This is a genomic window from Chryseobacterium sp. Leaf404 (genome assembly GCF_001424145.1).
In the GTDB taxonomy this organism is placed as follows: domain Bacteria; phylum Bacteroidota; class Bacteroidia; order Flavobacteriales; family Weeksellaceae; genus Chryseobacterium.
Genome location: NZ_LMQM01000001.1, coordinates 22954 through 46459 on the forward strand (window position 1 = coordinate 22954; position 23506 = coordinate 46459).

15 protein-coding genes are annotated in these 23506 nt (G+C 38.5%); 4 read left to right on the top strand and 11 right to left on the bottom strand.

The window, feature by feature from the left end:
* Positions 1 to 12 precede the first annotated feature (12 nt).
* From ASG31_RS00070 to ASG31_RS00080, 3 genes are all read left to right on the top strand, one after another.
* Positions 13 to 2148 carry a hypothetical protein gene (locus tag ASG31_RS00070; RefSeq protein ID WP_056026348.1) on the top strand — a complete coding sequence of 712 codons (2136 nt, stop codon included), beginning with the start codon at positions 13 to 15 and terminating at the stop codon, positions 2146 to 2148.
* A gap of 400 nt (positions 2149 to 2548) precedes the next feature.
* A complete protein-coding gene (locus ASG31_RS00075) occupies positions 2549 to 3595 on the top strand; it encodes a GntR family transcriptional regulator (RefSeq protein WP_056026351.1) in 1047 nt (348 codons plus the stop codon).
* 125 nt (positions 3596 to 3720) lie between these two features.
* Positions 3721 to 4164 (top strand): nuclear transport factor 2 family protein, encoded by a 444-nt coding sequence (locus ASG31_RS00080; protein WP_056026354.1) that lies wholly within the window; start codon positions 3721 to 3723, stop codon positions 4162 to 4164.
* 158 nt (positions 4165 to 4322) lie between these two features.
* On the opposite strand, the gene ASG31_RS00085 is transcribed toward ASG31_RS00080, so the two are convergent.
* The 8 genes from ASG31_RS00085 to rhaT all read right to left on the bottom strand — a co-directional run bounded on the left by ASG31_RS00085 (position 4323) and on the right by rhaT (position 18358).
* Positions 4323 to 5474 carry an alpha-hydroxy acid oxidase gene (locus ASG31_RS00085; RefSeq protein WP_056026357.1) on the bottom strand — a complete coding sequence of 384 codons (1152 nt, stop codon included), beginning with the start codon at positions 5472 to 5474 and terminating at the stop codon, positions 4323 to 4325.
* 128 nt (positions 5475 to 5602) lie between these two features.
* On the bottom strand, positions 5603 to 6988 hold the full coding sequence (locus ASG31_RS00090; protein ID WP_056026360.1) for an FGGY-family carbohydrate kinase: 1386 nt from the start codon (positions 6986 to 6988) through the stop codon (positions 5603 to 5605).
* Positions 6989 to 7329: 341 nt separating this feature from the next.
* Positions 7330 to 8610 (bottom strand): TIM barrel protein, encoded by a 1281-nt coding sequence (locus ASG31_RS00095; RefSeq protein ID WP_056026363.1) that lies wholly within the window; start codon positions 8608 to 8610, stop codon positions 7330 to 7332.
* 256 nt (positions 8611 to 8866) lie between these two features.
* Positions 8867 to 10969: a bifunctional rhamnulose-1-phosphate aldolase/short-chain dehydrogenase gene (locus ASG31_RS00100; protein WP_056026366.1), complete on the bottom strand. Its 2103-nt coding sequence runs from the start codon at positions 10967 to 10969 to the stop codon at positions 8867 to 8869.
* 493 nt (positions 10970 to 11462) lie between these two features.
* The gene (locus ASG31_RS00105; protein ID WP_056026369.1) at positions 11463 to 13526 is read right to left on the bottom strand and encodes a RagB/SusD family nutrient uptake outer membrane protein; all 2064 of its coding nucleotides are present in this window, start codon (positions 13524 to 13526) and stop codon (positions 11463 to 11465) included.
* Between the two features lie 20 nt (positions 13527 to 13546).
* Positions 13547 to 16597 (bottom strand): SusC/RagA family TonB-linked outer membrane protein, encoded by a 3051-nt coding sequence (locus ASG31_RS00110; RefSeq protein WP_056026372.1) that lies wholly within the window; start codon positions 16595 to 16597, stop codon positions 13547 to 13549.
* A gap of 351 nt (positions 16598 to 16948) precedes the next feature.
* Positions 16949 to 17263 carry an L-rhamnose mutarotase gene (gene rhaM / locus ASG31_RS00115; protein ID WP_056026375.1) on the bottom strand — a complete coding sequence of 105 codons (315 nt, stop codon included), beginning with the start codon at positions 17261 to 17263 and terminating at the stop codon, positions 16949 to 16951.
* 6 nt (positions 17264 to 17269) lie between these two features.
* The gene (gene rhaT, locus ASG31_RS00120; protein ID WP_056026378.1) at positions 17270 to 18358 is read right to left on the bottom strand and encodes an L-rhamnose/proton symporter RhaT; all 1089 of its coding nucleotides are present in this window, start codon (positions 18356 to 18358) and stop codon (positions 17270 to 17272) included.
* Positions 18359 to 18649: 291 nt separating this feature from the next.
* Between rhaT and ASG31_RS00125 the strand changes: the two genes are divergently transcribed.
* Positions 18650 to 19027, top strand: coding sequence for a GxxExxY protein (locus ASG31_RS00125; RefSeq protein ID WP_056026380.1), 378 nt, complete (start codon positions 18650 to 18652; stop codon positions 19025 to 19027).
* Between the two features lie 166 nt (positions 19028 to 19193).
* Here ASG31_RS00125 and ASG31_RS00130 read toward each other — a convergent pair whose 3' ends face one another.
* The 3 genes from ASG31_RS00130 to ASG31_RS00140 all read right to left on the bottom strand — a co-directional run bounded on the left by ASG31_RS00130 (position 19194) and on the right by ASG31_RS00140 (position 23193).
* Positions 19194 to 20354, bottom strand: a complete 1161-nt coding sequence (locus tag ASG31_RS00130) for a glycoside hydrolase family 88 protein (protein ID WP_056026382.1) — start codon at positions 20352 to 20354, stop codon at positions 19194 to 19196.
* Between the two features lie 175 nt (positions 20355 to 20529).
* The gene (locus ASG31_RS00135; RefSeq protein ID WP_056026384.1) at positions 20530 to 21306 is read right to left on the bottom strand and encodes a rhamnogalacturonan acetylesterase; all 777 of its coding nucleotides are present in this window, start codon (positions 21304 to 21306) and stop codon (positions 20530 to 20532) included.
* 6 nt (positions 21307 to 21312) lie between these two features.
* Positions 21313 to 23193, bottom strand: coding sequence for a rhamnogalacturonan lyase (locus ASG31_RS00140; RefSeq protein ID WP_056027987.1), 1881 nt, complete (start codon positions 23191 to 23193; stop codon positions 21313 to 21315).
* Positions 23194 to 23506 lie beyond the last annotated feature (313 nt).

Genomic DNA, 23506 nt, shown 5'->3' on the forward strand with positions numbered 1-23506 from the left:
TAAAATTAAAAAATGAAGAAAATTGCAATATATCTGAGTATTTTCTGCGTTGGATTTTCATCCTTAAACGCCCAGCAAATCGACCGAAAAAAAGTCGTTCAGCGACATAATGTGGTCAATACAAAAGCTGACACGCTTTCTACTTTAACAGTTGGAAACGGAAAATTTGCCTACACGGTTGACATCACCGGAATGCAGTCGTTCCCTGAATATTACAAAAACGGTGTTTCCCTAGGAACTCAGTCTGAATGGGGATGGAATAGTTTTCCGAATAAAGAAAATTATAAATTTGAAGAGACTTTAAAACCTTACGATTTCAATAACGAGGGGCGGAAAGCTTTATACTCCGTTCAAATAAAAGAGCCGGAAAGAAATAAAGGTGCGGTTGAATATTTCCGTGTGAATCAACACCGTTTGCAGTTGGGAAATATCGGAATTGAACTGACGAAAAAAGATGGTCAGAAAGCAAAAATTTCAGATTTGACCAACATCAATCAGAAAATTGATTTGTGGACAGGAATTATTACCAGTGAATTTTCTTTGGAAGGAACTCCCGTAAAAGTCTGGACGGCTTCTTTCCAAAATTCAGATAAAATCGGAGTCAAAATTGAATCTGATCTGATTGCCAAAGGCAAACTTAAAGTTTTTGCCAAATACCCGCATCCGTCGGGACAGTTTTTGGATGATGCCGCATTTTACGGAAGAGAAAACGAACATACCACGAAAATTGTTTCATCACAATCAACTCAAGGTTTGATTCAGCACAAATTACAGAGCACGGATTATTATACGCAGTTTAATTTTACGGAAGGAAAACTTCGTGAGGCCGGAAAACATTATTTTGTTTACGAACCTTCTTCGAAAAACAAAACAGTTGAATTGAGTGTTGAGTTTTCTGCTAAAAGTCCGAAATCCGCTAGAACTTTATTCGCTGATGCTGAAAAAGAGAGTACTTCTGGCTGGAAAAACTTCTGGGAAAGTGGTGCCGCCGTAGATTTTGAAGGAAGTACAGACCCAAGAGCCAATGAGCTTGAGCGAAGAGTTGTCTTGTCAGAATATTTAACGAAAGTTCAGTGTGGAGGAAGCAATCCGCCTCAGGAAACGGGTTTGACCTTCAACAGCTGGTACGGAAAACCGCACACCGAAATGCATTGGTGGCACGGTGTTCATTATGCTTTGTGGGGAAGACCGGAAATTTTGGAAAAGCAACTGGATTATTATTTCAGGTCATTTGATAAAGCTAAAAAATTAGCGGAAAGACAAGGTTATAAAGGCGTTCGATGGATAAAAATGTCTGACAATGAAGGAAACGAGAGCCCATCTTCTGTTGCTGCATTTTTGATTTGGGAGCAACCGCACATCATTTATATGACCGAACTTTTGTACCGAAACAGCAAGGACAAAAAAGTTTTGGAAAAGTATAAAGATCTGATTTATGCAACAGCTGATTTTATGGCAGATTTTGCGACTTATGACAAAGAGAAAAATCGTTTCAACTTAGGAAAAGGAGTCATTCCGGCACAGGAAGTTTTCCCTGCGAAAGATACTTATAACCCGACTTATGAAGTTGCGTATTGGGATTGGGCTTTGAAAACTGCTCAACTCTGGAAAGAAAGATTAGGCGAACCAAGAGATAAAAAATGGGATGATGTGATTTATAAATTAGCTCCACTTCCGGTTCAGGATGGTGTTTATCTTTCAACAGAATCAGCAAAAGATTCGTTCACATTTCCAAAATGGATGACTGATCATCCTGCAGTTTTAGGCGCATTGGGAATGGTTCCGGAATCTCCGAAGTTGGATAAAAAAATAATGAAAAACACATTGGATATCGTTTGGGAAAGATGGAACTGGGAACATACCTGGGGTTGGGATTTCCCGATGACCGCAATGAACGCAGCAAGACTGGGACTTCCGAATAAAGCATTGGATGCTTTGTTTATGAACATTCAAACCAACACCTATCTGAAAAACGGACATAATTTCCAGGATAAAAGGCTTAGAATTTATCTTCCAGGAAACGGTGGTGTTTTGACGACCGTTGCGATGATGCTCGAAGGTTGGGATGCTTCAACAGGGCAATATCCAGGTTTCCCGAAAGACGGAAGCTGGAAAATAAAAGCGGAAGGTTTTAAAAAGATGCCTTAAAAATTTCACATTCATATAGTTTCTGAAGTCTGCTCTGAAAAGGGCAGGCTTTTTTGTTGAAGAGTTGGAGGGTTTCGGGGTGTGAGGGGATTGGAGGACGGGAATGACGGGAGTGATGAGGTGGATTATTCAGATAAAAAATTCTACCATAATATGACGTTTTCACGGATCGAATGATTACTGATTCTTTTACTGACATCTAAAACGGGGAAAAGCATAATATCAAACCGCCTTTCATACAGAGTCGTAAACATCAACATATCAAATAATTAAAATAAATTATAACATTAAACATGATGAATATCACTTATTCTAAATTTTTGTATCTTGTCATTTCTCAATACTAAAGATTTCACGTTTCAGTTTCACGATTGAAATTTATATCCATTAAGCAAAGATCATGTCAGACACACTAGAAATCAACATCAACGAAAACTCCCGAGTTCCGAAATACAAACAGATTGTAGATTCTATCCTGAACGGAATTGATGGCGGACAGATAAAAATCGGAGAGAAAATACCATCTATCAACGAGCTCAGTGAATCCTGTTTTTTGTCGCGGGATACTGTGGAAAAGGCATATAAAGAACTCCGGAAACGGCAGATCATAGAATCTGTGAAAGGCAAAGGCTATTACATTTCCCGTTTTAATAAGAATGATATCATCAATATTTTCTTTCTGATCAACAAACCGAGTACTTACAAAATGATGATCTACAATTATTTCGTCAATGCAATCGGTACCAAAGGCAATGTGGAAATGTATATTTACCATTGTGACGAAACGCTTTTCATCAATTCTTTAAAGAAAAATCTGGGTGGGTTTGATTATTATGTGATTATGCCCCACTTCCGGGATGAGCAGTCTAAACATACAAGTTCTACGCAGGAAGTTTTAGATATTATCGAACAGATTCCAAAAAATAAATTACTGCTTCTGGACAACACGAAACCTAATATTTCAGGAGAGTACGGTTCTATTTATCAGGATTTTGAGCATGATATTTACCATGCTCTGGAGGAAGGTCTGGAGAAAATAAAAAAGTACGAAAAAATCATTCTGGTCTATCCCGATAAGTCGATTCATCCCTACCCTTTCCGTATCGTGCGTGGTTTTGAGAAATTCTGTAAAGATTTTAAACTCGATTACGAAATTCTTGACGAAATCTATCCCGACATGGAACTTCAGGACAAAGATATTTTCATCACCATCCGTGAGCGCGATCTGGTGAATCTCGTGAAGCAGATCCGTCAGAAAAACCTGAAGCTGGGTGAAGACATCGGCATTATTTCCTACAATGAAACTCCATTAAAAGAACTTTTGGGAATCACGGTAATCACCACAGATTTTAAAGCAATGGGCGAATCTGCAGCCTACATGATTCTTAAAAATAAAAAAGAGGAAGTGAATAATGTTTTTAAGTTTATTCAGAGAGAATCATTATAAATGATGATTGATGATTGATGATTGATGATTGATGAAAATTACACTTTAATAAAGGGAAATCCAGATATTTACCGGGAATGACCTGAAATTTTTTACGAAAATTCTACAAATAACATTGCATTAAAATGATTAAAAAATTAATTTTAGCCATGAGTTTTTTAGTGGCAATCACTGTTTTCGGACAGAAAAAAAATGATACTCAATCTGTAAAAGATGCAGCAGAAAAGCTGAGGGTAGCCATGCTAAGCGGTGAAAAATCAGCATTGGAATCTTTGATTGTACCAGAATTGACTTACGGACATTCGGGAGGTCATATCGATAATGCGAAGGAATTTGTTGAAAAATTGGTCACAAAAAAATCTGATTTTTTAACCATTGATATTACAAACCAAAACATACAGATTGTTGGAAATACTGCGATTGTCCGTCATCATTTTTATGCTACGACTGCTGATTTGGGAAAAGCTCCGAGCGATGTGACTTTGGATATTTTGTTGGTTTGGACGAAGGTGAAAAAGGATTGGAAATTGTTGGCTAGGCAGGCGGTGAAATCTGAGAAGAAAAAGTAGATAAAAAAGATTATTAATAATAATCATCAAAAAAACATCGTAAAGTTAGCTTCACGATGTTTTTTTATATTTTATAAGTTATGTTTGAGCTAAAGCCTTTTAAATAGATCAAAAAAAACGGACTAAATCCCGTTCCTGTTGAATATTTTATCTTAAAATTACTTCACCCTAAAATTCTGCAACTGCTCCGGCCTATCACAGCAGACCTGCTCCATCACCTGTCTGAACTGCATTTTAAGCATTTCAATAATGTGATCGCCACCTTTATCTCCCAAAGCTCCCACGGCATACATGAAAGTTCTTCCCATGAAGGTAAATTCTGCGCCACAGCTCAATGCACGGGCAACATCAGGACCGGTTCTTACACCACTGTCCATCATAATTTTGATCTGACCTCTGTATTTTTCGCTGATATCTTTTACTACGGCAATCGTTGATTCTCCGGCATCCAACTGTCTTCCGCCGTGATTGGAAATAATCATTCCGTCGAAGCCTAAACGCACCGCTTCTGCTGCATCTTCGTCAGAAGCAACGCCTTTGATGACAAGTTTCCCTTTCCATTTATCGCGGATGGCTTTGATTCTGTCGGAATTCAATCTTCCTGAAAATGTGGAATTCATGAACTGTCCCAATTGCTTCACGTTCATGTTTTTATCCATATACTTTTCCATTGTTTTAAAACTTGGAACGCCGTGTTTCAAAATTTCAAGACACCATTCAGGTCTTGCCAAAGCCTGGGAAACATTTCTGAAATTCAGTTGTGGCGGCATTGCCAAACCGTTTCTGATTTCTTTTGCTCTGTAACCGAAAGTAGGAACATCAGACAAAACGCACAAAACATCGTATCCGGAAGCTTCACAACGGTCAAGAATATCGTCACGTAACCATTCTTCTCTTGGATGATAGAGTTGAAACCAGGCGTTTCCTTCCGTTAATTCAGCAATTCTTTCGATACTGCTCGTCGTTACGGTACTTAGAATAAAAGGCAGATTGTGTTTAAAGGCTGCTTTTGCTAAAATTTCCGGAGCATTGGGCCACATTAATCCCTGCAAACCAACGGGGGAAATCCCAAAAGGTGCGGAATAGGTTTTTCCAAACAGTTCCGTTTCCATATTCGCTTCCGCATAATTGTTGTTCAGATATTGCGGACGAAGCAGAACATCACGCAATTCACTTGTATTTCTGTCGCGGTTGATATTTTCGTTACAGCCGCCATCCAGATATTCGAATGCAAAACGGGGCATTTTTTTCTGTGCTCTTTCGATTAACAATTCAAGCGAAGCATATTTTGTATCAAATGGAAATGCCATAAATGTTGGATGTTTGATGTTGGGTGATGGAGGTTTGATGATTGATATTTGATGAATGATGCTGAAAACTTAATGTTTATCAATATTCATTTAACATCCAGCATCAGACTTCCAGCTTCCAGCATATTTTAATAATTAAGAATTAAAGGTTGAAGCACTTTCATCTGATAATGCTGCTGTAAAAAAGTTTCGTCTATTTTTTTGTTTGAAATCACCATCGATGCGCCCAAAGCTGAGCCCAGCGGAGAATGCGTAGACATCACATTGTAATGCTGAAAATGGTGAGACATCAGTTTCATAAAGACATCATTGTCGGTAAATCCGCCATCGATGTAAATATTTTTAATTTCTGAATTTCCTATTGCGTTTGTGATGGTATGAATCTGCAGATCCATCAGCTCAATCATCAGCTGATGATAGGCTTCTTCAAAGGTTGCGAATGAATTTAAATCGGTTGCGGTAATCATTTTTCGTTTTAAAATAATCCCTTCAAAACGGAAATAGATGTTTTTATTTTTCATTAAACGCAAATACAATTCCTGATCGAACTGCACTTCTCTGTGGAAACCGTATTCTTTTCCGTAGTAAGCACAAAGTTTTTCAACCTGAATTTTGTATTCATTCCCCATGAAAAAACGGGACGCTTTCACACGTTTCCCATCGATTCTCATGTAATTCAGGCAGTTGTTTTCAATGTCTTCATCCGTTAAACTTTCATCGTTGAATGGATTTAAAGAAATACTCCACGTTCCGGTTGAGAGCAATAAAAACGGTTCTTTTTTACTTAAAATATAGGGTAAAAGCGCTGAAGAACTGTCGTGAATTCCAACGCCGATTTTAATTTTTTTGTTTCTGTAAGAGGTGTTGATACTCGCAGAAGTAGGAACAATTGGCCCCAGTAAAGCGTCGATTCCTTCTTCGTAAACCCAATCGTGGTAATCTGCTTTGTCATAATCCCAAAGATTGGTATGACAGCCGATCGAGGTAAATTCAGAAACGCAGATTCCTGTAAATAAATACGATAAATACTGAGGTAAATGAAGACTGTAACGGATTTTTCTGAAAACTTCCGGATGTTTGTATTTTAACCAGAACAACTGCAGTCCGGAATTCAGCATTCCTGTCTGAGGAGATGCAGTTTCGCGGGCAATTTTCATTTTACTACCATGTTTTTCGTAGAATAAATCAAGAATATCCTGATCCATCGGTTTGGTGTAATTGTACAAAGGTGTCAGCACATTACCTTTCTGATCGAGGTGTACAAAACTTGCTCCGTAAGTAGAAAAATTAATGGCTTTTACTTCATAATTTTCATCATCCAAAATGGCGTTGAAATTATCTTTAATCCAATTTTGTAATGCCGGAAGATCTTCTGTAGGATAAGCGTCTTCATCGGTCGTGAGCGGCAATTCTGTATATTCCCGAACGACTTCTTTATAATTTTTATCGAATAAAAAGAATTTTTTATTGGTCTTTCCAATATCAAATACGATGGTTACCTTTTTTTTGGACATTCCTGTGATGAATTAAATTATAATTGAATGGGAATTAGTTTTTTCAAAATGTGATTTAGAATCTGAATAAAATTCGTTTTTAACACAAAGAGCGCAAAGTTTTTTTTAAATGTTTCCTACATATTTTTCGTTCGTCCTGAAGTTTCGGGATTCTACTAAGCAAGGAAATACGGATGTATAATTCTCTAAGAGTTTTAACTTTCAGCAAATTTTAAATTTCAAAAACCATTAAGAAGTGTTTAGAGAATAAAACCTAAACACTCTCAACGGAATAAAATAAGAATACATATAATTAAACTTTCGATTGCACCTGAAAGTAATTATTAAAATTAAAATGGATCTTACAATCCTGTTGCCTTTACATTTAAACCTCTTTCGGAGATCAGCTGTTCTCTAACTTTTAGGTTTCTGTAGGTAGCGATTGGATCTAAAGCTGCCCCGGTCTGTAATCTTGCTGCTCTCAATAACGGACGAACATCTGTTCTGTACGCATTCTGCAGAATATCCTGAGCCAAAACGACATCATTATTTTGCTGTGCTTCTTTCAATGCTTTCTGATCTACCAAAAGTGCGGTAGCATAAGCAATTAAAATCGCTTCCAAAGACTGCAATAAGTCTTCCAACGGATCTTTGATGTTATGACTTGCATCGATCATCCAGGCCGGATAAGGATTGTTTGGGTTGTTTTCCATTCCGTACACCAATTCATTGAAGATCAGGAATAAAGCGTAAGGTTTGATTGAACCAACCGTCAAATCATCATCACCGTACTTGCTGTCGTTGAAGTGGAAACCACCTAATTTACCTTTGTACATCAATGTTGCAACGATTTGCTCGATGTTTGAGTTTGGTAAATGGTGACCTAAATCAACCAAAGTGTACGCTCTATCGCCACAAGCGTTTGCAAGCATGAAAGAAGTTCCCCAATCCTGAATGGTTGTTGAGTAGAAATTCGGTTCGTAAGGTTTGTACTCGATGAATAATTTCCAGTCTTCCGGCAAATCTGAGTAGATTTCTTTTAAACTCTGTTCCGTTTTTGCTAAAGCGGTCTGGAAATTTAACTGTCCCGGGAAACTTGCTCCATCCGCTAACCACACAGTTAAACTTTTTGAGTCTAACTCTTTCCCGATCCTGATGACTTCTTTGTTGTGCTCAACAGCGTAGGCTCTTGAATCTTCGTTTGAAGCATTCAATGAACCAAATTTGTAAGAATGTTTTGCGTCTGGCTGATCCTGAAATGTGTTTGAATTCATTGCATCAAAAATCAACCCGTGAGAAGTTGCTTTTTCTTTAATTGCTTTCACATCATTTGGAATATCCCATGGAATATGAAGCGAAACCGCCCCTGCAGAATGCGTTAAAGCATGAATTAATCCTACATCATCTAATTTCTGCTCTAAAGAAGAAGGTTCGCCACCGTAAGAAAATCTTCCGAAACGGGTTCCGCCTGCGCCTAAAGCCCAGCTTGGAATTGCCACCTGAAAATCGGCGATTTTGTTGACAATATCTGAAACGTTTGCTCCCGATTTTGTAAGTTTATCTGATAAATATGCGAAATCTGAATTGTAATTTTCAACTTCGTTTTTATTGTGTTGTTCAATGATGTCTTTTCCTATAATCATAGTTTGAATTTTTACCACAAAAGTCACAAAGGAATTTTGTTTGATATTTTATTAACCATGTCAAGGTTTCGAACCTTGACATGGTTAAATTGATTGACTAAAATTAGTATTAAATATTGATTCCAATCCTTCAATTACTCTTGAATCTCTCGCAGCCCGACCTGAGTGGAGCTCTTTTTGTGAGGAGGTACGACGAGCAAAAAAGCGGGAACGGAGGGCGGATTAAGCTGCCCAAATTAAAAATACTAATACCTAATTATCTCGGGAAAGCATTCGCCATTCCGCCATCAACATTGATGATATTTCCTGTGGTTTTATCTAAGATCGCCACACAAGCGAAAACTCCGTTGGCGATGTCTTCAGGAAGGATAATTTCGTTTAATAAATTTCTTTTTGCGTAAAATGCTGGTAATTCTTCAACGGTAATTCCGTTTGCTTTTGCGCGGCCTTCTGCCCAAGAACCTTCCCAGATTTTGCTTCCAACAATTACGCCGTCAGGATTTACAACATTCACACGGATTTTATCTGCTGCCAATTCTGCAGCCAATAATCTTGTCATGTGCTGTTGTGCTGCTTTTGCAGTTCCATAAGCTACGTTGTTTGGTCCGGCAACCAAGCCATTTTTACTTGCTATATTGACGATGTCGCCACCCAGACCTTGCTTTTTCATGATTTCAGTTCCGGTTTTTGCAATTAAAAACTGACCTTTAACCAAAACATTTTCAAGCAGATCCCAATCTTTTAAAGTTGTATCTTCCAAAGATTTGGAAATTGCCAAACCTGCAGAATGAACTAAAATATCCACACCACCGAAAGCTAAAATGGTCTGTTTGAAAGCTTCTCTGATTCCTTCTTCGCTTGTAACATCGCACTGAATGGCGATTGCCTGATCTTTGCTGTATTTTGCGGTAACAGATTCTGCAGCTTCTTTATTTAAGTCTGTGAAAACCACTACTGCACCTTCCTGAACCATTTTATCGGCAATAGCCTGTCCGATTCCACCACCTGCTCCGGTTACGATTGCAACTTTTCTTGATAATGGTTTTTCCTTTGGCATTCTCTGAAGCTTAGCTTCTTCCAATAACCAGTATTCAATGTCGAAAGCTTCCTGTCTTGGCAATGAAGTGTATGAAGTAATCGCTTCTGCACCACGCATTACGTTAATAGCATTGACGTAAAATTCGTTGGCAACACGGGTAGTCTGCTTATCTTTTGAGAAACTGAACATTCCAACGCCAGGATAGATGATGATCACCGGATTCGGGTCACGCATTGCAGGGCTGTTTGGATGTTTGCAGGTTTCGTAATAGTCTTTGTATTCTTGTCTGTATTGTTCAAAAAGAGGATTTAATTTTTCTAAAATCGATTTAGAGTCAGACAAATCTTCATTTTTATCTAAAGTCAATACCAACGGTTGAATTTTTGTTCTCAGGAAATGATCCGGACAAGACGTTCCCATTGGAGCGAGTCTTTCTAAATCATTACTGTTGATGAATTCCAAAACAACATCGCTGTCTGTGAAATGACCCACCATTCTGTTTTCTGATGAAGCCAAACCTCTTAACAAAGGCATCAATTGAGCGGCTTTGTTTTTACGTTCTTCAGCAGGCAGAGATTCAACTTTTTGACCTCCGAAAACCTGTCCGTTTTCTTCAATTTTTTTAGCGATATATTCAGAAGCCATTTCGATTACTTCCAGACTGTTCATGTAAGATTCGTAAGAAGTTTCTCCCCAGGTGAATAAACCGTGGCTGCCCAATACGATTCCTCTGATTCCAGGATTGTCGGCAAGACATTTTTCTAATTGTAAACCTAAATCGAAACCAGGTCTTTGCCATGGAACCCATCCCATTGTATCTCCCCAAATTTCTTTGGTAACCGCTTCGCTGTCTTTCGCTGCAGCCACTGCAATTAAAGCATCAGGGTGAAGGTGATCGATATGTTTGAATGGAAGTAAACCGTGTAGAGGCGTATCAATAGAAGGCGCTTTGCTTTCAAGATCGAAAATACAGTGGTCGAATAAACCTACCATTCTGTCTTCGTCTGCAAGACCTCCGTAAACATTTTTCAGATTTCTTAATCTTTCCGTATATAGTCCGGCGATTCCTTTTCTTGTAAGCGTTCCGATGTCACCACCTGAACCTTTTACCCACATTACCTCAACGTCTTCGTTGGTCAGCGGGTCTTTTTCAATGGTTTTGCAACTTGTGTTACCACCACCATAATTGGTAATTCTAAGGTCTGCTCCTAATATGTTTGAACGGTATAAGAATAAAGCCACCTGATCGTCTCCGAAAGATGCTGCTTTTTCTTCATCCCATAAATAATCTACGTATTTGAATGTTTTTACGTTTTCCATTTGTTTTCTTTTTGTTTCTGAATTTTACTCAAATTTAGATTGTTATCCAATTTACAGCATCCCGTACTATACTGCTGAATGCTTCTTTTAGAAAATAATTAACATTTAATTTAAAATCAGATTAAATGTTTACGACAATCGTGAAGAATAATTTATAATTAATAGTTTGTGATTGAGCGGATAGAAATTTAAACAGGTAATAAAAATTAAAGCATTTTCTGGGAAATTTGTGGAAACTCAAGGTCATTTTTGCCGTTTTGTCACTTAAGAAACACAGCCTATCAGTATAAGATCGGTGTAAGGTTCATATAAGCTTCACTTAACATCGTGATAAGTGATAAAAACTACAGCATGACATTCTCACAAAATATTAAACACTTAAGTTGATACCTGATTTAATGTAAAATAAAAAGCAGCCAAAGCGATAACTTGTTTATGGCGTAGGCTGCTTTCAATGCTTATTTGATAATGTTTAAATTACATTGTTTTTAAATTAATAACCAGGCAACTGTGTAAGGTTCGGGTTATCAATCATTGGATGACCGGCAGCTTGGTTTGCGAACGGTAATAATTCTGTTTTATTCGGTACGAAACCGTAGAATAAACCATCACCACCACCTTCAATCCAGTTTGGATACGTTCCGCCATTTTCGGCTGAACCGGTTGGTTTAGTATAAATGATTGCTCCGATTTGAAGTACATTGAAACCATTTGTAAATCCAACAGCCTTTCTTGCATTTCCGTTGAAGGTACTTGTATATGCTTCAAACATTCTTGCAGGATACCATTTGTCATCAGCAGTGGAAGTTTGTCCGTTGGCTGCTGCAATACCTTTAAGTGTAGTCTGGAAAGCTGCATAGTTTGCCGAACTTGTAGGAACAGCTGACGCAGCAGCAATCTGGGCAGGGTTCGTTAGATCAATATAAGTAACGGCTAAGAATGGATCTCCGTAAACCTGATTGTTTTTATGATATTTGTAAAGACGAAGCGCCGGCGTGGTAGCATAAGCCCCTGTTTTGTTTGAAAGATCTTTCATTGCCTGTCTTGTAGCCAGGATTTCACTTTCGAGCTTATTCATTCTGATTAAATCTGTACGAAGGTTAAACTCCCCTGCAAATTCCCATTTTCTTTCCTGAACAAGAGCCTGATCGAAAGCAGCCTGTCCTGAAGGAATTGGCATTGAGCCTATACCTGCACGGTTTCTTACCTGCTGTAAAGCAGCAATACCAGCTGCTGTAGGACCATTATTTAAGTAATTCTGAGTTTCTGCATACATCAATAATACATCAGCATATCTGATCAAAGGTACATTGAGGTTACGGGAATCTGCTGCCTGAGGCTCAACACACCAGGAAATTCTGAATTTCCCCGGCATGATACATGAAAATGTAGTTCCAACATCTACCCAGGTATCTGTAGCGGCACCACCATTTAAGAAATAAATACTGTATGCAGTACAGGATACATCTCTTCTGGTATCTGCCGGAGCGAATGACAGGTAATAAGTTGGCAATAGAAACTGTAAAGCTTTACGTGAACCGTATACACCACCACGACTACCTGGGTGTGCATACACTCCGAATCCGCCATTGGTATTTGGCCCAAACTGAGCAATCTGGAACATTACTTCCTGATTAAGAGTACTTAAATTTCTTCTGCAGAAGTTGAACCAAAGGTTTTCGAAACCACTTTTACCTCCTGAAGCCTGCATCAAAGAGTTTTGCCCACCATTGATTACAGCTAAACAGGCATCATTTGCAATCTGATAAAGTTGCTGCACTCTTGCATTGTCAGGACGACGGGACATAGTACCCGGTGTAGACGTATTTAAAGGCCAACGAAGTGAATATCCACCAGCATATAAAGCTATTCTTGCTAACAAAGCATTGGCTGCAGGTCTCGTTAATCTCTCGGTGGTAGGATAACCGGCCTGACCTAAAGTAGGCATTGCCGGGATAGATTGCTGAAGATCTGCAATAATACGATCGTAGATTTCGTCACGGGAAGCGCGTTTTGGATATAAAGTATTCGGGTCATTCGGATCCAACTCTTCCAGAGGTAACCAAACGGCAGGAACGTCTCCATAGACTCTTATTAAATTATAGTAGCAATATGCTCTGATTGCTTTAGCCTCCGCAATTAAGGCATCCCGTCTGGCACTCGCTTCCATTGTTGACAATCTACTGATAGCGATGTTGGTTCTTTCAATAGACTGATACATTGTGGAGTAAATACCTGTAAGTGTATTTGGCGTAAAAGCGTCGTATTTATAATTACAGATATTGTATTTTGAATTGTTGGTAGAGCCATCTTCAGCTGAGTGCGTTACGGTATCACCTGCCCCCATCTGATAATACATTTCAGTAGGCACTAAAGCTCTGTAACATCCCTGTATAAACATATCTGCGGTCGGCAAATCTTTAAATACCGATTCGGTATCTATAGCGGTGTAGGAAGGCTGATCAAGAAAATCTTCACTACAAGAATTAACGAATAGAGTGGCAATCACCAAAGAAGGGATGACCAGCAAGCTTTTTACAAAAGTATATTTTTTCATGATATTTAAATTTAAATAAGTTAGAATGTTAAATTGATTCCCAAAACATAACTTTTTGATCGTGGATAGGCAGAATTATCAAAGCCCGGTGTTACAGCAACCCCACTTGCTGATGAAACCTCAGGATCGTATCCAGAATATCCGGTAATGGTCGCCAAGTTATTCAAAGTTAAGTAAATACGGGCATTCGACAATCCTACATTCTGTAAAAACTGTTTCTCGAAGCTATATCCTAAAGTAACCTGTGCGATTCTTAAATAAGAACCATCTTCCACGTAATATGATGACGGATAGGTAATATTCTGAGAATTGGCATTGCTTAAGCTCCACGTACGTGAACCCTCATCTGGATTTAATTCTTTCAGTCTCTGTATATTATTGGTAATCTGCCCTGTATTAGGATCAATCAGACGATAGTAATTATCACCAAACTCTCCCGGAACGTTTTGGTAAAGAGCATACGGGCTTAAACTGTGCTTTGTTGCATTATAGATGTCGCCACCTACACTGAACTTCATAAATACCGCAAGGTCGAAGCCTTTATAAGAGAAATTGTTTTGAAAACCTCCGAAGAAATCTGGCGTACCGTTTCCTATTTTCTGCAGTTTTCTTGTAAACTGATCTCCTTTATCATTGTCAGCAGCAAATTTCATATCTCCAGGTCTTGCAGTACCTGTAGCCGGTTTTACAACGCCTGGTTTCAAAGCTCCAAAAGAACCATCAGTATTCACAAGGAAATCATCTGTTGTATACACCCCCTGATAAACATATCCGTACATATCTCCCAACCGCTCACCCACTGTAGCGTAATAGGTAACAACACCAGTTCTGTTTCCACCTACAGAGAATGTTTTATTGGGCTGGTTTTTCTCGAGCGATAATACTTCAGATCTGTTTGCAGAGAAATTCAAATCTGTGGTCCATCTGAAACCTGCATTTTTAAAGTTGACCGTATTCAAAGTAAATTCCATTCCACGGTTAGTCATTGATCCAATATTCTCAACCCGTCTTGAATACCCTGAAGACACCGGATAAATGCTGTTCAAAAGCATTCCCGCTACTTTATTATCATATAATTCGGCGGTTAATTTAATTCTGTTGTTGAATAACGCCAAATCCATCCCTAAGTTTGAGTTTTGAGACTCTTCCCAGCTTGCGTTTGGATTTCCAAGGTTAGTTCCCGGCACATAAGCAGGATTTCCCGGCGTGTTGTTGATTGGATAATCTGTCTGTACAATGTTGGTGAAAAATATATTACTGTCCACATCATTGTTACCTGTCACCCCATATTCATATCTGAATTTCAGATCATTGATCACATTAGAGATCTTAGAGTTTTGCCAGAAATTTTCCTGCGACAACCTCCAGGCTACAGCAGCCGACGGGAAAAGACCCCATTTTTTGCCAATTCCGAATTTCGAAGACCCGTCATAACGAAGGGTACCTGTTACCAAATAACGGTCGTCATAGGTATAATTTACCCTCCCAAAATAAGAAAGTAAAGTATTTGGAGTACCTCTGCCAGCAGATTTATCCTGCACCGTTGCATTTCTGATATCATCCAGACCAGAATTCGCAATAGGGAATTTTATCAGCCTCATGCTGTTGCTTTCAGACTGAGAAAATACAGCTTCCTGCCCTGCCAAAGCGCTTACTTTATGCTTTTCGCCAAAAGTATTGGTGTAATTTACGGTATTGGTAATCTGATATCTGTAAGACTCACTGTTTCCGATGCTCCCATTAATCCCTGTATTTACAGGATCTGTAAGAAATGCTCTGGAGTTTTCATCTGAAAATGATGTAGATTTACTGTTGCTCCACTGATACTGCCCCGCGGTTCTGAAAGTAAAGTTTTTAAGGAAATCAATTTCCAATCCCATATTAGCCAAGAAAGTTCTTGAGCGGTTGTTTGAAGTAGATGCATTAGTCTCTACAAAAGGGTTTTCGGTATCATATCCGGAATCTAAACTTGAAAAATCCGGGAAAGTCTGTGTATTGTACAGCTCATCATCTGTAAAGAGTGTACCTCCGGTAATCGGCTGAAGAAGGATTTTTTTGATTCCGCTGTACGCACCCCCTCCATTGGTAGAGTTTGAAGTAAACATGGTGCTGAAATCGACTCTAAAGCCTTTTTTCAACTCTGAATTGATATTGGCACGTAATGAGTTTCTCGTCTCGCTGTAGTTTTGAAGCAAACCATCCTGCTTGTTGTAGTTGTAACTTACAAAAGCCTGGGTTTTTTCATTCCCTGTAGAGAAGTTTACGTTGTGGTTTTGCGTCATCCCTGTACTTCCCAACATTTTTTCCTGCCAGTCTAACGCATTCGAACTCCCATATCGGTTTGAAATTCTGTTGAAAACACCAGTGTAGAAACCAGGTGTATCTGTACCTAAACTATTGTCGAAAACATTACTCCACTGCGTGGTTTTCCCTTGCAGCTGAGCCATCTCATACTGATATTTTACAAACTGCTCAGAGTTTGAAATCATATCTATTCTCTTAGAAAGCATATCAAATGCCATGAAAGAGTTATAATTAATTACAGTTCTACCTTTTTTACCGCTTTTCGTTTTAATAATGATGATACCGTTTGAACCACGTGCACCATAGATTGCAATTGCTGAAGGCCCCTTCAGGATATCAATACTTTCGATATCATTTGGGTTGATTATGTTCAACGCGTTATCCAACTGGAAACCATCTACAATATATAACGGAGTAGTACCGGAAGTGATTGATGCCCCACCACGGATTGTCACGTTGGCACCAGCACCGGGAGCACCACCTGCCGTGACGATATTTAATCCGGCTGCTCTACCCTGTAAAGCCTGTAAAGCATTCATTGCGGGAGTCGCAGCCAGTTCTTTCGCAGAAACCGAAGCTACAGAACCGGTAAGATCAGATTTTTTTACTTTGCCATAACCTATTACTACAACTTCCTCAATGTCTTTGGTAGTGCCCTGCTTTACGGTATCATTCACTGCCTGCTGACCAAACATAAAACCTGTAGCCAACAAGAAGAGTGGGGCCATGAGTGGCTTAAAATTCCTGTGTTTAACTTTGATAGACATATATTAATTTTTATTTACATTGAATTATGTGTGAAAAGTACATTCTTACAAATGTTTCTGCATCCTGCATTATCCTGCATTATAAAATTCATAATTTTTCTTAATAATTTATATATTATTCTGCTAAAAAATAAATTTATTGTCAATTTAATTATAAATTACCACAAAATATTTAAAGTTATTAACCTCGGGACCAGGATGACATTTGTCATATTCCCATGAATGAAATTTCACATTTTGCTGTTCATCAATAAAAAAGGCAACAGGAAATTATCTGTTGCCTAACAATAGCTCGATTGAGCTCTAAAAATATGTTAAGTGAATATGAAATTTTGTATGTACATTCTTCTTCTATTTTAAATAAAAAACGTCTTCCAACCCAACGCTCTTCGGTGAATGGTCTTCATTGGTTTCCATTAAATCTTTATTGTATTCCCACCACTTCTGCATTACGGCATGTGATGGTAAATCTTTATATTTTTGTTCATTGCTGCAGTCTAAAACTCCGAAAAGAATATTGGTTTCTTCATCTAAAAAGATAGAATAACTGCTGACGCCTGAATCTTTTAGCAATTCCTTCAGCTCAGTCCAGATTTCGGCGTGGCGTTTTTTGTATTCTTCCTCAAAACCTCTCAAGAGAAACATTTTAAATGCAATTCTTTTCATCAATGATTATCTTAATGAATTTCCGTAGCCTACAATCAAAATTGAGATAAACATCACCAGCATTCCCACAGAAATAGTTGTAATAGTTTTCTTTGAAACACCCTTCCATTCTTTTATGATGACACCCCAAAGATTGGCAATTAAAATAATGAATGCCATGTGAAGAATCCATGAACTCGGGCCGTTACCCATTTTACTTTCTCCCATTCCGTAGAAAAAGAACTGTAAAAACCACATCGTTCCTGCCAAAGCACAGAAGATGATATTTTTTGCAACAGGAACACTTTTTTTAGTATAATCTGAATATGATTTATTTTTAAATGAAAGATAAAGACAACCGATAAGATTAGACAGCATACCGCCCCAGAGAACAACAACATACGTCACATTATTCTGAAATAGAAACTCTCCCTGACTGGGATTTGCCAGTTTCCACGCTTCGTTCGCAACGTTTGCCATTGGTTTTCCAGCTTCCAGACCAAAATTGAAACAGGCACTTAAAACTCCTGAAATAATTGCAACCGTCAAACCCAAACCAAATTTATATTCAGTTTTCACTTCAACCCCGTGAGGATCTGCAGATTCGGTTTGAAGTTCTTTGTCTTTCATTACACCTGCTTTTCCGCTGATGATAATTCCAACCACACAAACCAAAAGTCCTAAAAGAACAAACTGTCCCCAAGAACTTGACATCATCAGACCAATATTGTCTTTTCCTGCTTCAGGATTAAATTCATAATAAACAGAAGGTAAAAGTGAACCAATAACCATCGTTAATCCTAACATAATGCTGCTTCCCAAAGCAACACCTAAATAACGAACACCCAAACCGTACATAAAACCTCCAATTCCCCAAAGGGCACCAAATAAAAACGTCAGCCCGATGATTGCTGAACTTTGACTCTGAATAATTTCCCAAAAATTCGGGATTGTAAGATATGCTGCCAGAGGCGGAACGATAATCCACGAAAATGTACCTCCAATTAACCAAAAAGTTTCCCATTGCCATCCTTTTACTTTTTTGTACGGCATATAAAAACTGCCCGAAGCAAAGCCTCCGAGGAAATGAAATAGTACCCCTAATAGTGCGTTCATAATTTTTCTGATTGATTGAATTTGAAAATTAACAATATGCGATCAACTGCGCATCTTGTGGTGTCATGCATACTGAATTAGCAAAGATATTTTTTTCCCGCAGATTTACCCAGACTTATCTTTTAGATGTTTTTTAATGTTGTGGGAAAGATTATGGTTGAAATTTGCGTTCATTTTCTTCCCGCAGATTTACGCCAATTTGTGCGCGGATTTTCGCAGATTTATTTTTGTTTTTTTTAGGTTGCACGGAAATACTATCTCTGAAATTTGTAATTTTAATAAAAAACAGCGATGAACGAAAATGATATTTCCTACGAAATCCGAGGGTGTATTTTTACTGTTTATAACAAATTTGGTCCAGGGTTGCTGGAGTCGGCTTACGAAGCTGCCCTAGCTTACGAACTAAGAAAGAAAGGCCTTCAGATTTCTACTCAGATTGGCTTACCTATGATCTACGAAAGTATAAAAATGGACATTGGTTACCGTCTTGATATCTTGGTAGAGAACAAAGTTATCATCGAAATAAAATCTGTAGAAAATTTACTTGATGTGCATCACAAACAGTTGATTACTTACCTGAAATTATCGAGTCTAAAACTGGGATTACTCGTTAATTTCAATTCCAGTGATATCTCACAAACCATTTTCAGAAAAGTAAACGGACTGTGATTTTAATTTTCTAAAACCTATATCAATAACTGTTTTTCCCATCAAAAAAAATCAGCGAGAATCTGCGCTCAAAATCTGCGAAAATCTGCGGGAAAATTTCGGGTTCTGAAAACAAATAAAGCGACATTAACTGTCGCTCTATTCAATTTTATTTACCCTTGTAAATCTATTTCAATTTATAAACCTCACTTCCCGCAAGCAGGAAACATCCCAATCCGTAATCCTCAAAATCCGGTACTTTGTCAACAGCTAATGGTTGCCCGTCTTTCGGCTCCTTTCCGGTTCCCTGCACCCAACCTAAAAATCCGTTGGGCTGAACTGAATCTTTTACCATCGCATTCCACGCTTTTACCAAAACAGGAAGATATGTATTCCTGTCAATCAGTCCGTTATTCACGCCATACGCCATTCCGTAAACGAAAAGTGCAGTTCCTGTGGTTTCTTTCCCTCCAAAGTTGGTTGGATCATGCAAACTTACATTCCAGAAACCATCTTCTCTCTGGATGGGGAGTAACGCCGCCAACATATCTTTATAATCCTGCAGATATTCCTTATAATGAGGATCAGATTTCGGAGTATCCTGTAAAGTCTTCGCCAAAGCAGCGACTACCCATCCGTTTCCACGGCTCCAGTAGCAATCTTCACCATTGGGTTCCTTATAAGGCGGTACAAAATCCTTGTCTCTCCACCAGATTTTATCGGCCTGATTGTACAAACCGTTTCCGCCGTGCTTGTATTTTGTGTAGGCATACATTTCGTAATTTCTGTCGAAATACTTCTGTTCACCAGTGATTCTTCCCAGTTTTGTAAAAATCGGCATTGACATTTGAAGCGCATCAATCCACCACCAGTCGTCAACCTTTTTTGTGGCAATCATACTGTCCATCGCAGCTTTTACGTTTTTAATTCTTTCGGGATGTTTTCTTCCGTCGATTTCGTAAAGGTCAAGATAGGTCTGTCCGCAAGCCTGATGGTCAGCATTTCGGGTGTAGGTTCCACGCTGTAGATTCCAGTTGTGATTGTTGGCCCAAGACATGGCGTAATCGTAATACTCTTTCTTTGGGTCGACAGAATATAACGCCATCAAGCCTTCATAATACACCGCTCTCGTCCAAAGATTACTTGGCCATACTTTTTTACCGACAATATCTTTTTTAGTATCCGGCCATTTGTTCATAAAGTATTGGTTTGCTCTTCTTGAAACTTCCAAAACCTCTTTTTTGTTTGGAATTTCCACCTTGCCTGCTGCACTGTTTTTCTGAACCGAGCAGGAAGTGAGACCTCCAATGACCAGTGCAAAAAAACCTGTTTTTAATAGCTTTTTCATAAGTATATATTTATTTTTTTTCTAATTTTTTAATTGAATAATAAATTGTTTCAGCGAAATTTGAATACAAAGTGCACAAAGTTTTTATGATTAAAAACTGCTTTTAAGTTTCACAAAGCCGTTTCACTTGTATAAGAACCCAAAGATTTTTATTACAAGTAATGTAACCTTTTTACTATTTAACATATTTTTTTAACGAACAACCTTTTAAATCTTTAATGCCTTTTGCGACCAGTTCCGCATTGAAAATTGCTCCAACTTCATTGGTGTGCGTATGGTCTTTTGGGAAGTAGGCTTTTACTTTTTCTGCTCCCATTTTCTCGTATTTTTCAATGACCATTGTATTTAAATCTAAAAAATAAGCTCCGGTTTGCTGAGCGACTTCTTTTGCCCAAATTCCGTATTGATCTTTTTCAATTTTTCCTTTATCATTAAATTTATTTCTCGGAACTGGCGATACGATAATTGGAATTGCACCCTTAGCTTTCGCTTCATTCGCAAATTTCCTCATATAATAACCGTACGTGTAAACCGTTTCATTCACTTTACGGATTGGGTTATAGATATCTTTTGATTCTTCTCCTGTTCCTTTGATGGTTCCTCTTGCTCTCAGGGTATCTGCCAGTTCACCGCCATCGTTGTGCCCAAACTGCATCAAAACATAATCTCCTTTTTTAATGGTTTTCATAATTGAATCCCAACGACCATCCGTCAAAAACGTTCTGCTGCTTCTGCCACCTTTTGCGTGATTCTGAATTTCTATTTTTGTTGTATCTAAAAATAAATTCATAAAACTTCCCCATCCCCAAAGTGAGTCGGAGCCTTTTCCTGAACCATTCTGCACTGTAGAATCTCCGATAATATAAAGCACCGGTTTATCCTGAAGCCTTTGAAATGAAACTCCTAAAAACACGACCAATATTAAAAGCGGAATGATGGGTTTAATTTTCATTAAATATTAATTTTTGGGTGTGATAACTTTAACATTCGGTTTCGGCATTTCTTTAACTGATTCATCCAAATAATAATCGGTATGCGGAGGCTGATTGTAGCCTACATTTTGCCAAACGATACTCAACCGATATTGCGGATTGTGCATTAAAGTATACAATCTGTGTTTCATTGGAATTGTGGTTGAAAAAATCCTCAATTCCTGATTATCGGTAGTTCTGTACATCACTTCCTCCCGCCAGTCTCCGAATAAATCTGCAACCAAAGCCGGATTTTTCTTCGTCCCGTTATTCGATTCACACTGGAAATTTTTAGCATCAAAAATGAGATTTGTTTTTTCTTTTTTCCAATCCCATTTCGAAACGTTGGTTCCATCTAAAATTTCTCTTAAAAAATCACCGTCCCAGTAAATTCCCATATTCGCAGGTGGATTTTTACTGCTGATTTTTTTTCCTTTCGTGTTGTAAACACCTTTCAGTCCGGCTCCGGCAGCCCAGGATTCTGAACCTTCGTAGCGTGGGTCAATATTTAATGACAAACCTCTTCCCGGCCCCTGAAATTTACCAGCTTCACTATAAACCGTTGATGGCAATTTCCAAAGAACTTTTCCTGTTTTCCCATCTCTGAAATGCGCTCCGGCATCATCAAATCTTTCCTGAATATCAAAGATTTCCAATCCTGGATTGGATGGGTCTAAATCTCCAACGTGCAACGCATCGCCGTGACCAAAGCCCGTACTGTTCAACACTTTTCCGTCATCATCAATGGTCATCGCACCGAAAATAATTTCGTCTTTTCCGTCATTGTCGACATCTGCAATGCTGAGATTGTGATTTCCCTGTCCGCGGTATTTTTTATTTTCTTCTGATCTTTCGGTATCAAAAAGCCATCGCAAACTGAGTTTTTTATTCTTATAATCCCACGCTGCAATCGCTGTTCTGGTGTAGTAACCTCGCGACATTATCACGCTCGGTGTTTTGCCATCTAAGTAAGCCACTGCGCCCAAAAATCTGTCGATACGGTTTCCTTTGGCGTCGCCCCAGGTTTCTGTCATTTGCCCGGCTGTCGGATTTAAACTTCCTGCAAATCTTGGAACTTCATAATTGACCGTATGAATTTCTTCGCCTGTTTCGCCATTAAAAACGGTCAGAAATTCCGGTCCTGAGAGAATCATTCCATTTTCGTTGACGTAATTTTTTGTTGGGTCGCCAATATATTTTCCTTTTCCGTCTTTGCTTCCGTCAGCAGTTTTCATCACGATTTCCGCTTTGCCGTCCTGGTCTAAATCATAAACCAAAAACTGGGTGTAATGCGCGCCTTCCCTGATGTTTTTGCCTAAATTAATTTCCCACAAAAACGTTCCATCCATTTTATAAGCCTGAATAATTGGCGGGTCGGTTTCTCCTTTTTGGCTGTTGTCTTTTGACCTTCCCACTTGATGAAGGATGATTTCATATTCGCCGTCTCCATCCAAATCTGCAACTGACGCGTCATTTGGTGTATAACCTTGTGGCGTTTTCAACGGAATTGAAAAATAGGGTTTTTGATTGGCTACATATTTTGCAGAATCAACATCAACTGATTTATCCTGCGTATTTGATTTGACGAAATAGGTGTAATTTTTTGCTTTTTCGGCTGTTTTATCTAAAAAATTCGTTTCGTTTGAAAGTGGTTTTTCGTTCAGTTTTTTGGTTGAATTATTTTCAGTCCGGTACAAATCAAAATGGGTATCTTGAGCTTCTGTTCCCAGCAATCGCCAACTCACAAAAACGCCTGAATCTGAAGGTATGGCAACGATTCCCCGTTTCAGATATTCCATTTGTCTTTGGGCAGACAGGAGTTCTGAAAAGAGAACTGCGGCTAAAATAAATTTGAATTTTACATTCATAATTCTGATTTTGTAGGTTTTGGCTAATGGTTGCCGTTTTCTATAGGTTTCTTTTAATTGATTTCGCCCTTTCAGGGCTGTGTGAAATCTTCCCTTAATCTGCCATTGGGCTTCACCCAATGCTATTGATTATGCCCTTTCAGGGGTGGTTCACATTTGTACTTCTTATTGTTGGACCACACCAATGTTATTGATATTGCCATTTCAGAGCTTTTTAAAATTTAGAAGCAATTTAAAACGTCTAGTCGCTCGCAGCCCGACTTGAACGGAAATCCTTTTTTGCTTAGACTTCAAGTTCCATTTAAAATGAAAT

Excerpts from the sequence above, each read along its gene's own strand:
- ASG31_RS00095 (WP_056026363.1), bottom strand. The coding sequence starts at position 8,610 with ATGATTATAGGAAAAGACATCATTGAACAACACAATAAAAACGAAGTT.
- ASG31_RS00075 (WP_056026351.1), top strand. The coding sequence starts at position 2,549 with ATGTCAGACACACTAGAAATCAACATCAACGAAAACTCCCGAGTTCCG.
- ASG31_RS00135 (WP_056026384.1), bottom strand. The coding sequence starts at position 21,306 with ATGAAAATTAAACCCATCATTCCGCTTTTAATATTGGTCGTGTTTTTA.
- ASG31_RS00090 (WP_056026360.1), bottom strand. The coding sequence starts at position 6,988 with ATGTCCAAAAAAAAGGTAACCATCGTATTTGATATTGGAAAGACCAAT.
- rhaT (WP_056026378.1), bottom strand. The coding sequence starts at position 18,358 with ATGAACGCACTATTAGGGGTACTATTTCATTTCCTCGGAGGCTTTGCT.
- ASG31_RS00125 (WP_056026380.1), top strand. The coding sequence starts at position 18,650 with ATGAACGAAAATGATATTTCCTACGAAATCCGAGGGTGTATTTTTACT.
- ASG31_RS00070 (WP_056026348.1), top strand. The coding sequence starts at position 13 with ATGAAGAAAATTGCAATATATCTGAGTATTTTCTGCGTTGGATTTTCA.
- ASG31_RS00130 (WP_056026382.1), bottom strand. The coding sequence starts at position 20,354 with ATGAAAAAGCTATTAAAAACAGGTTTTTTTGCACTGGTCATTGGAGGT.
- ASG31_RS00110 (WP_056026372.1), bottom strand. The coding sequence starts at position 16,597 with ATGTCTATCAAAGTTAAACACAGGAATTTTAAGCCACTCATGGCCCCA.
- ASG31_RS00085 (WP_056026357.1), bottom strand. The coding sequence starts at position 5,474 with ATGGCATTTCCATTTGATACAAAATATGCTTCGCTTGAATTGTTAATC.
- rhaM (WP_056026375.1), bottom strand. The coding sequence starts at position 17,263 with ATGAAAAGAATTGCATTTAAAATGTTTCTCTTGAGAGGTTTTGAGGAA.
- ASG31_RS00080 (WP_056026354.1), top strand. The coding sequence starts at position 3,721 with ATGATTAAAAAATTAATTTTAGCCATGAGTTTTTTAGTGGCAATCACT.
- ASG31_RS00100 (WP_056026366.1), bottom strand. The coding sequence starts at position 10,969 with ATGGAAAACGTAAAAACATTCAAATACGTAGATTATTTATGGGATGAA.
- ASG31_RS00140 (WP_056027987.1), bottom strand. The coding sequence starts at position 23,193 with ATGAATGTAAAATTCAAATTTATTTTAGCCGCAGTTCTCTTTTCAGAA.
- ASG31_RS00105 (WP_056026369.1), bottom strand. The coding sequence starts at position 13,526 with ATGAAAAAATATACTTTTGTAAAAAGCTTGCTGGTCATCCCTTCTTTG.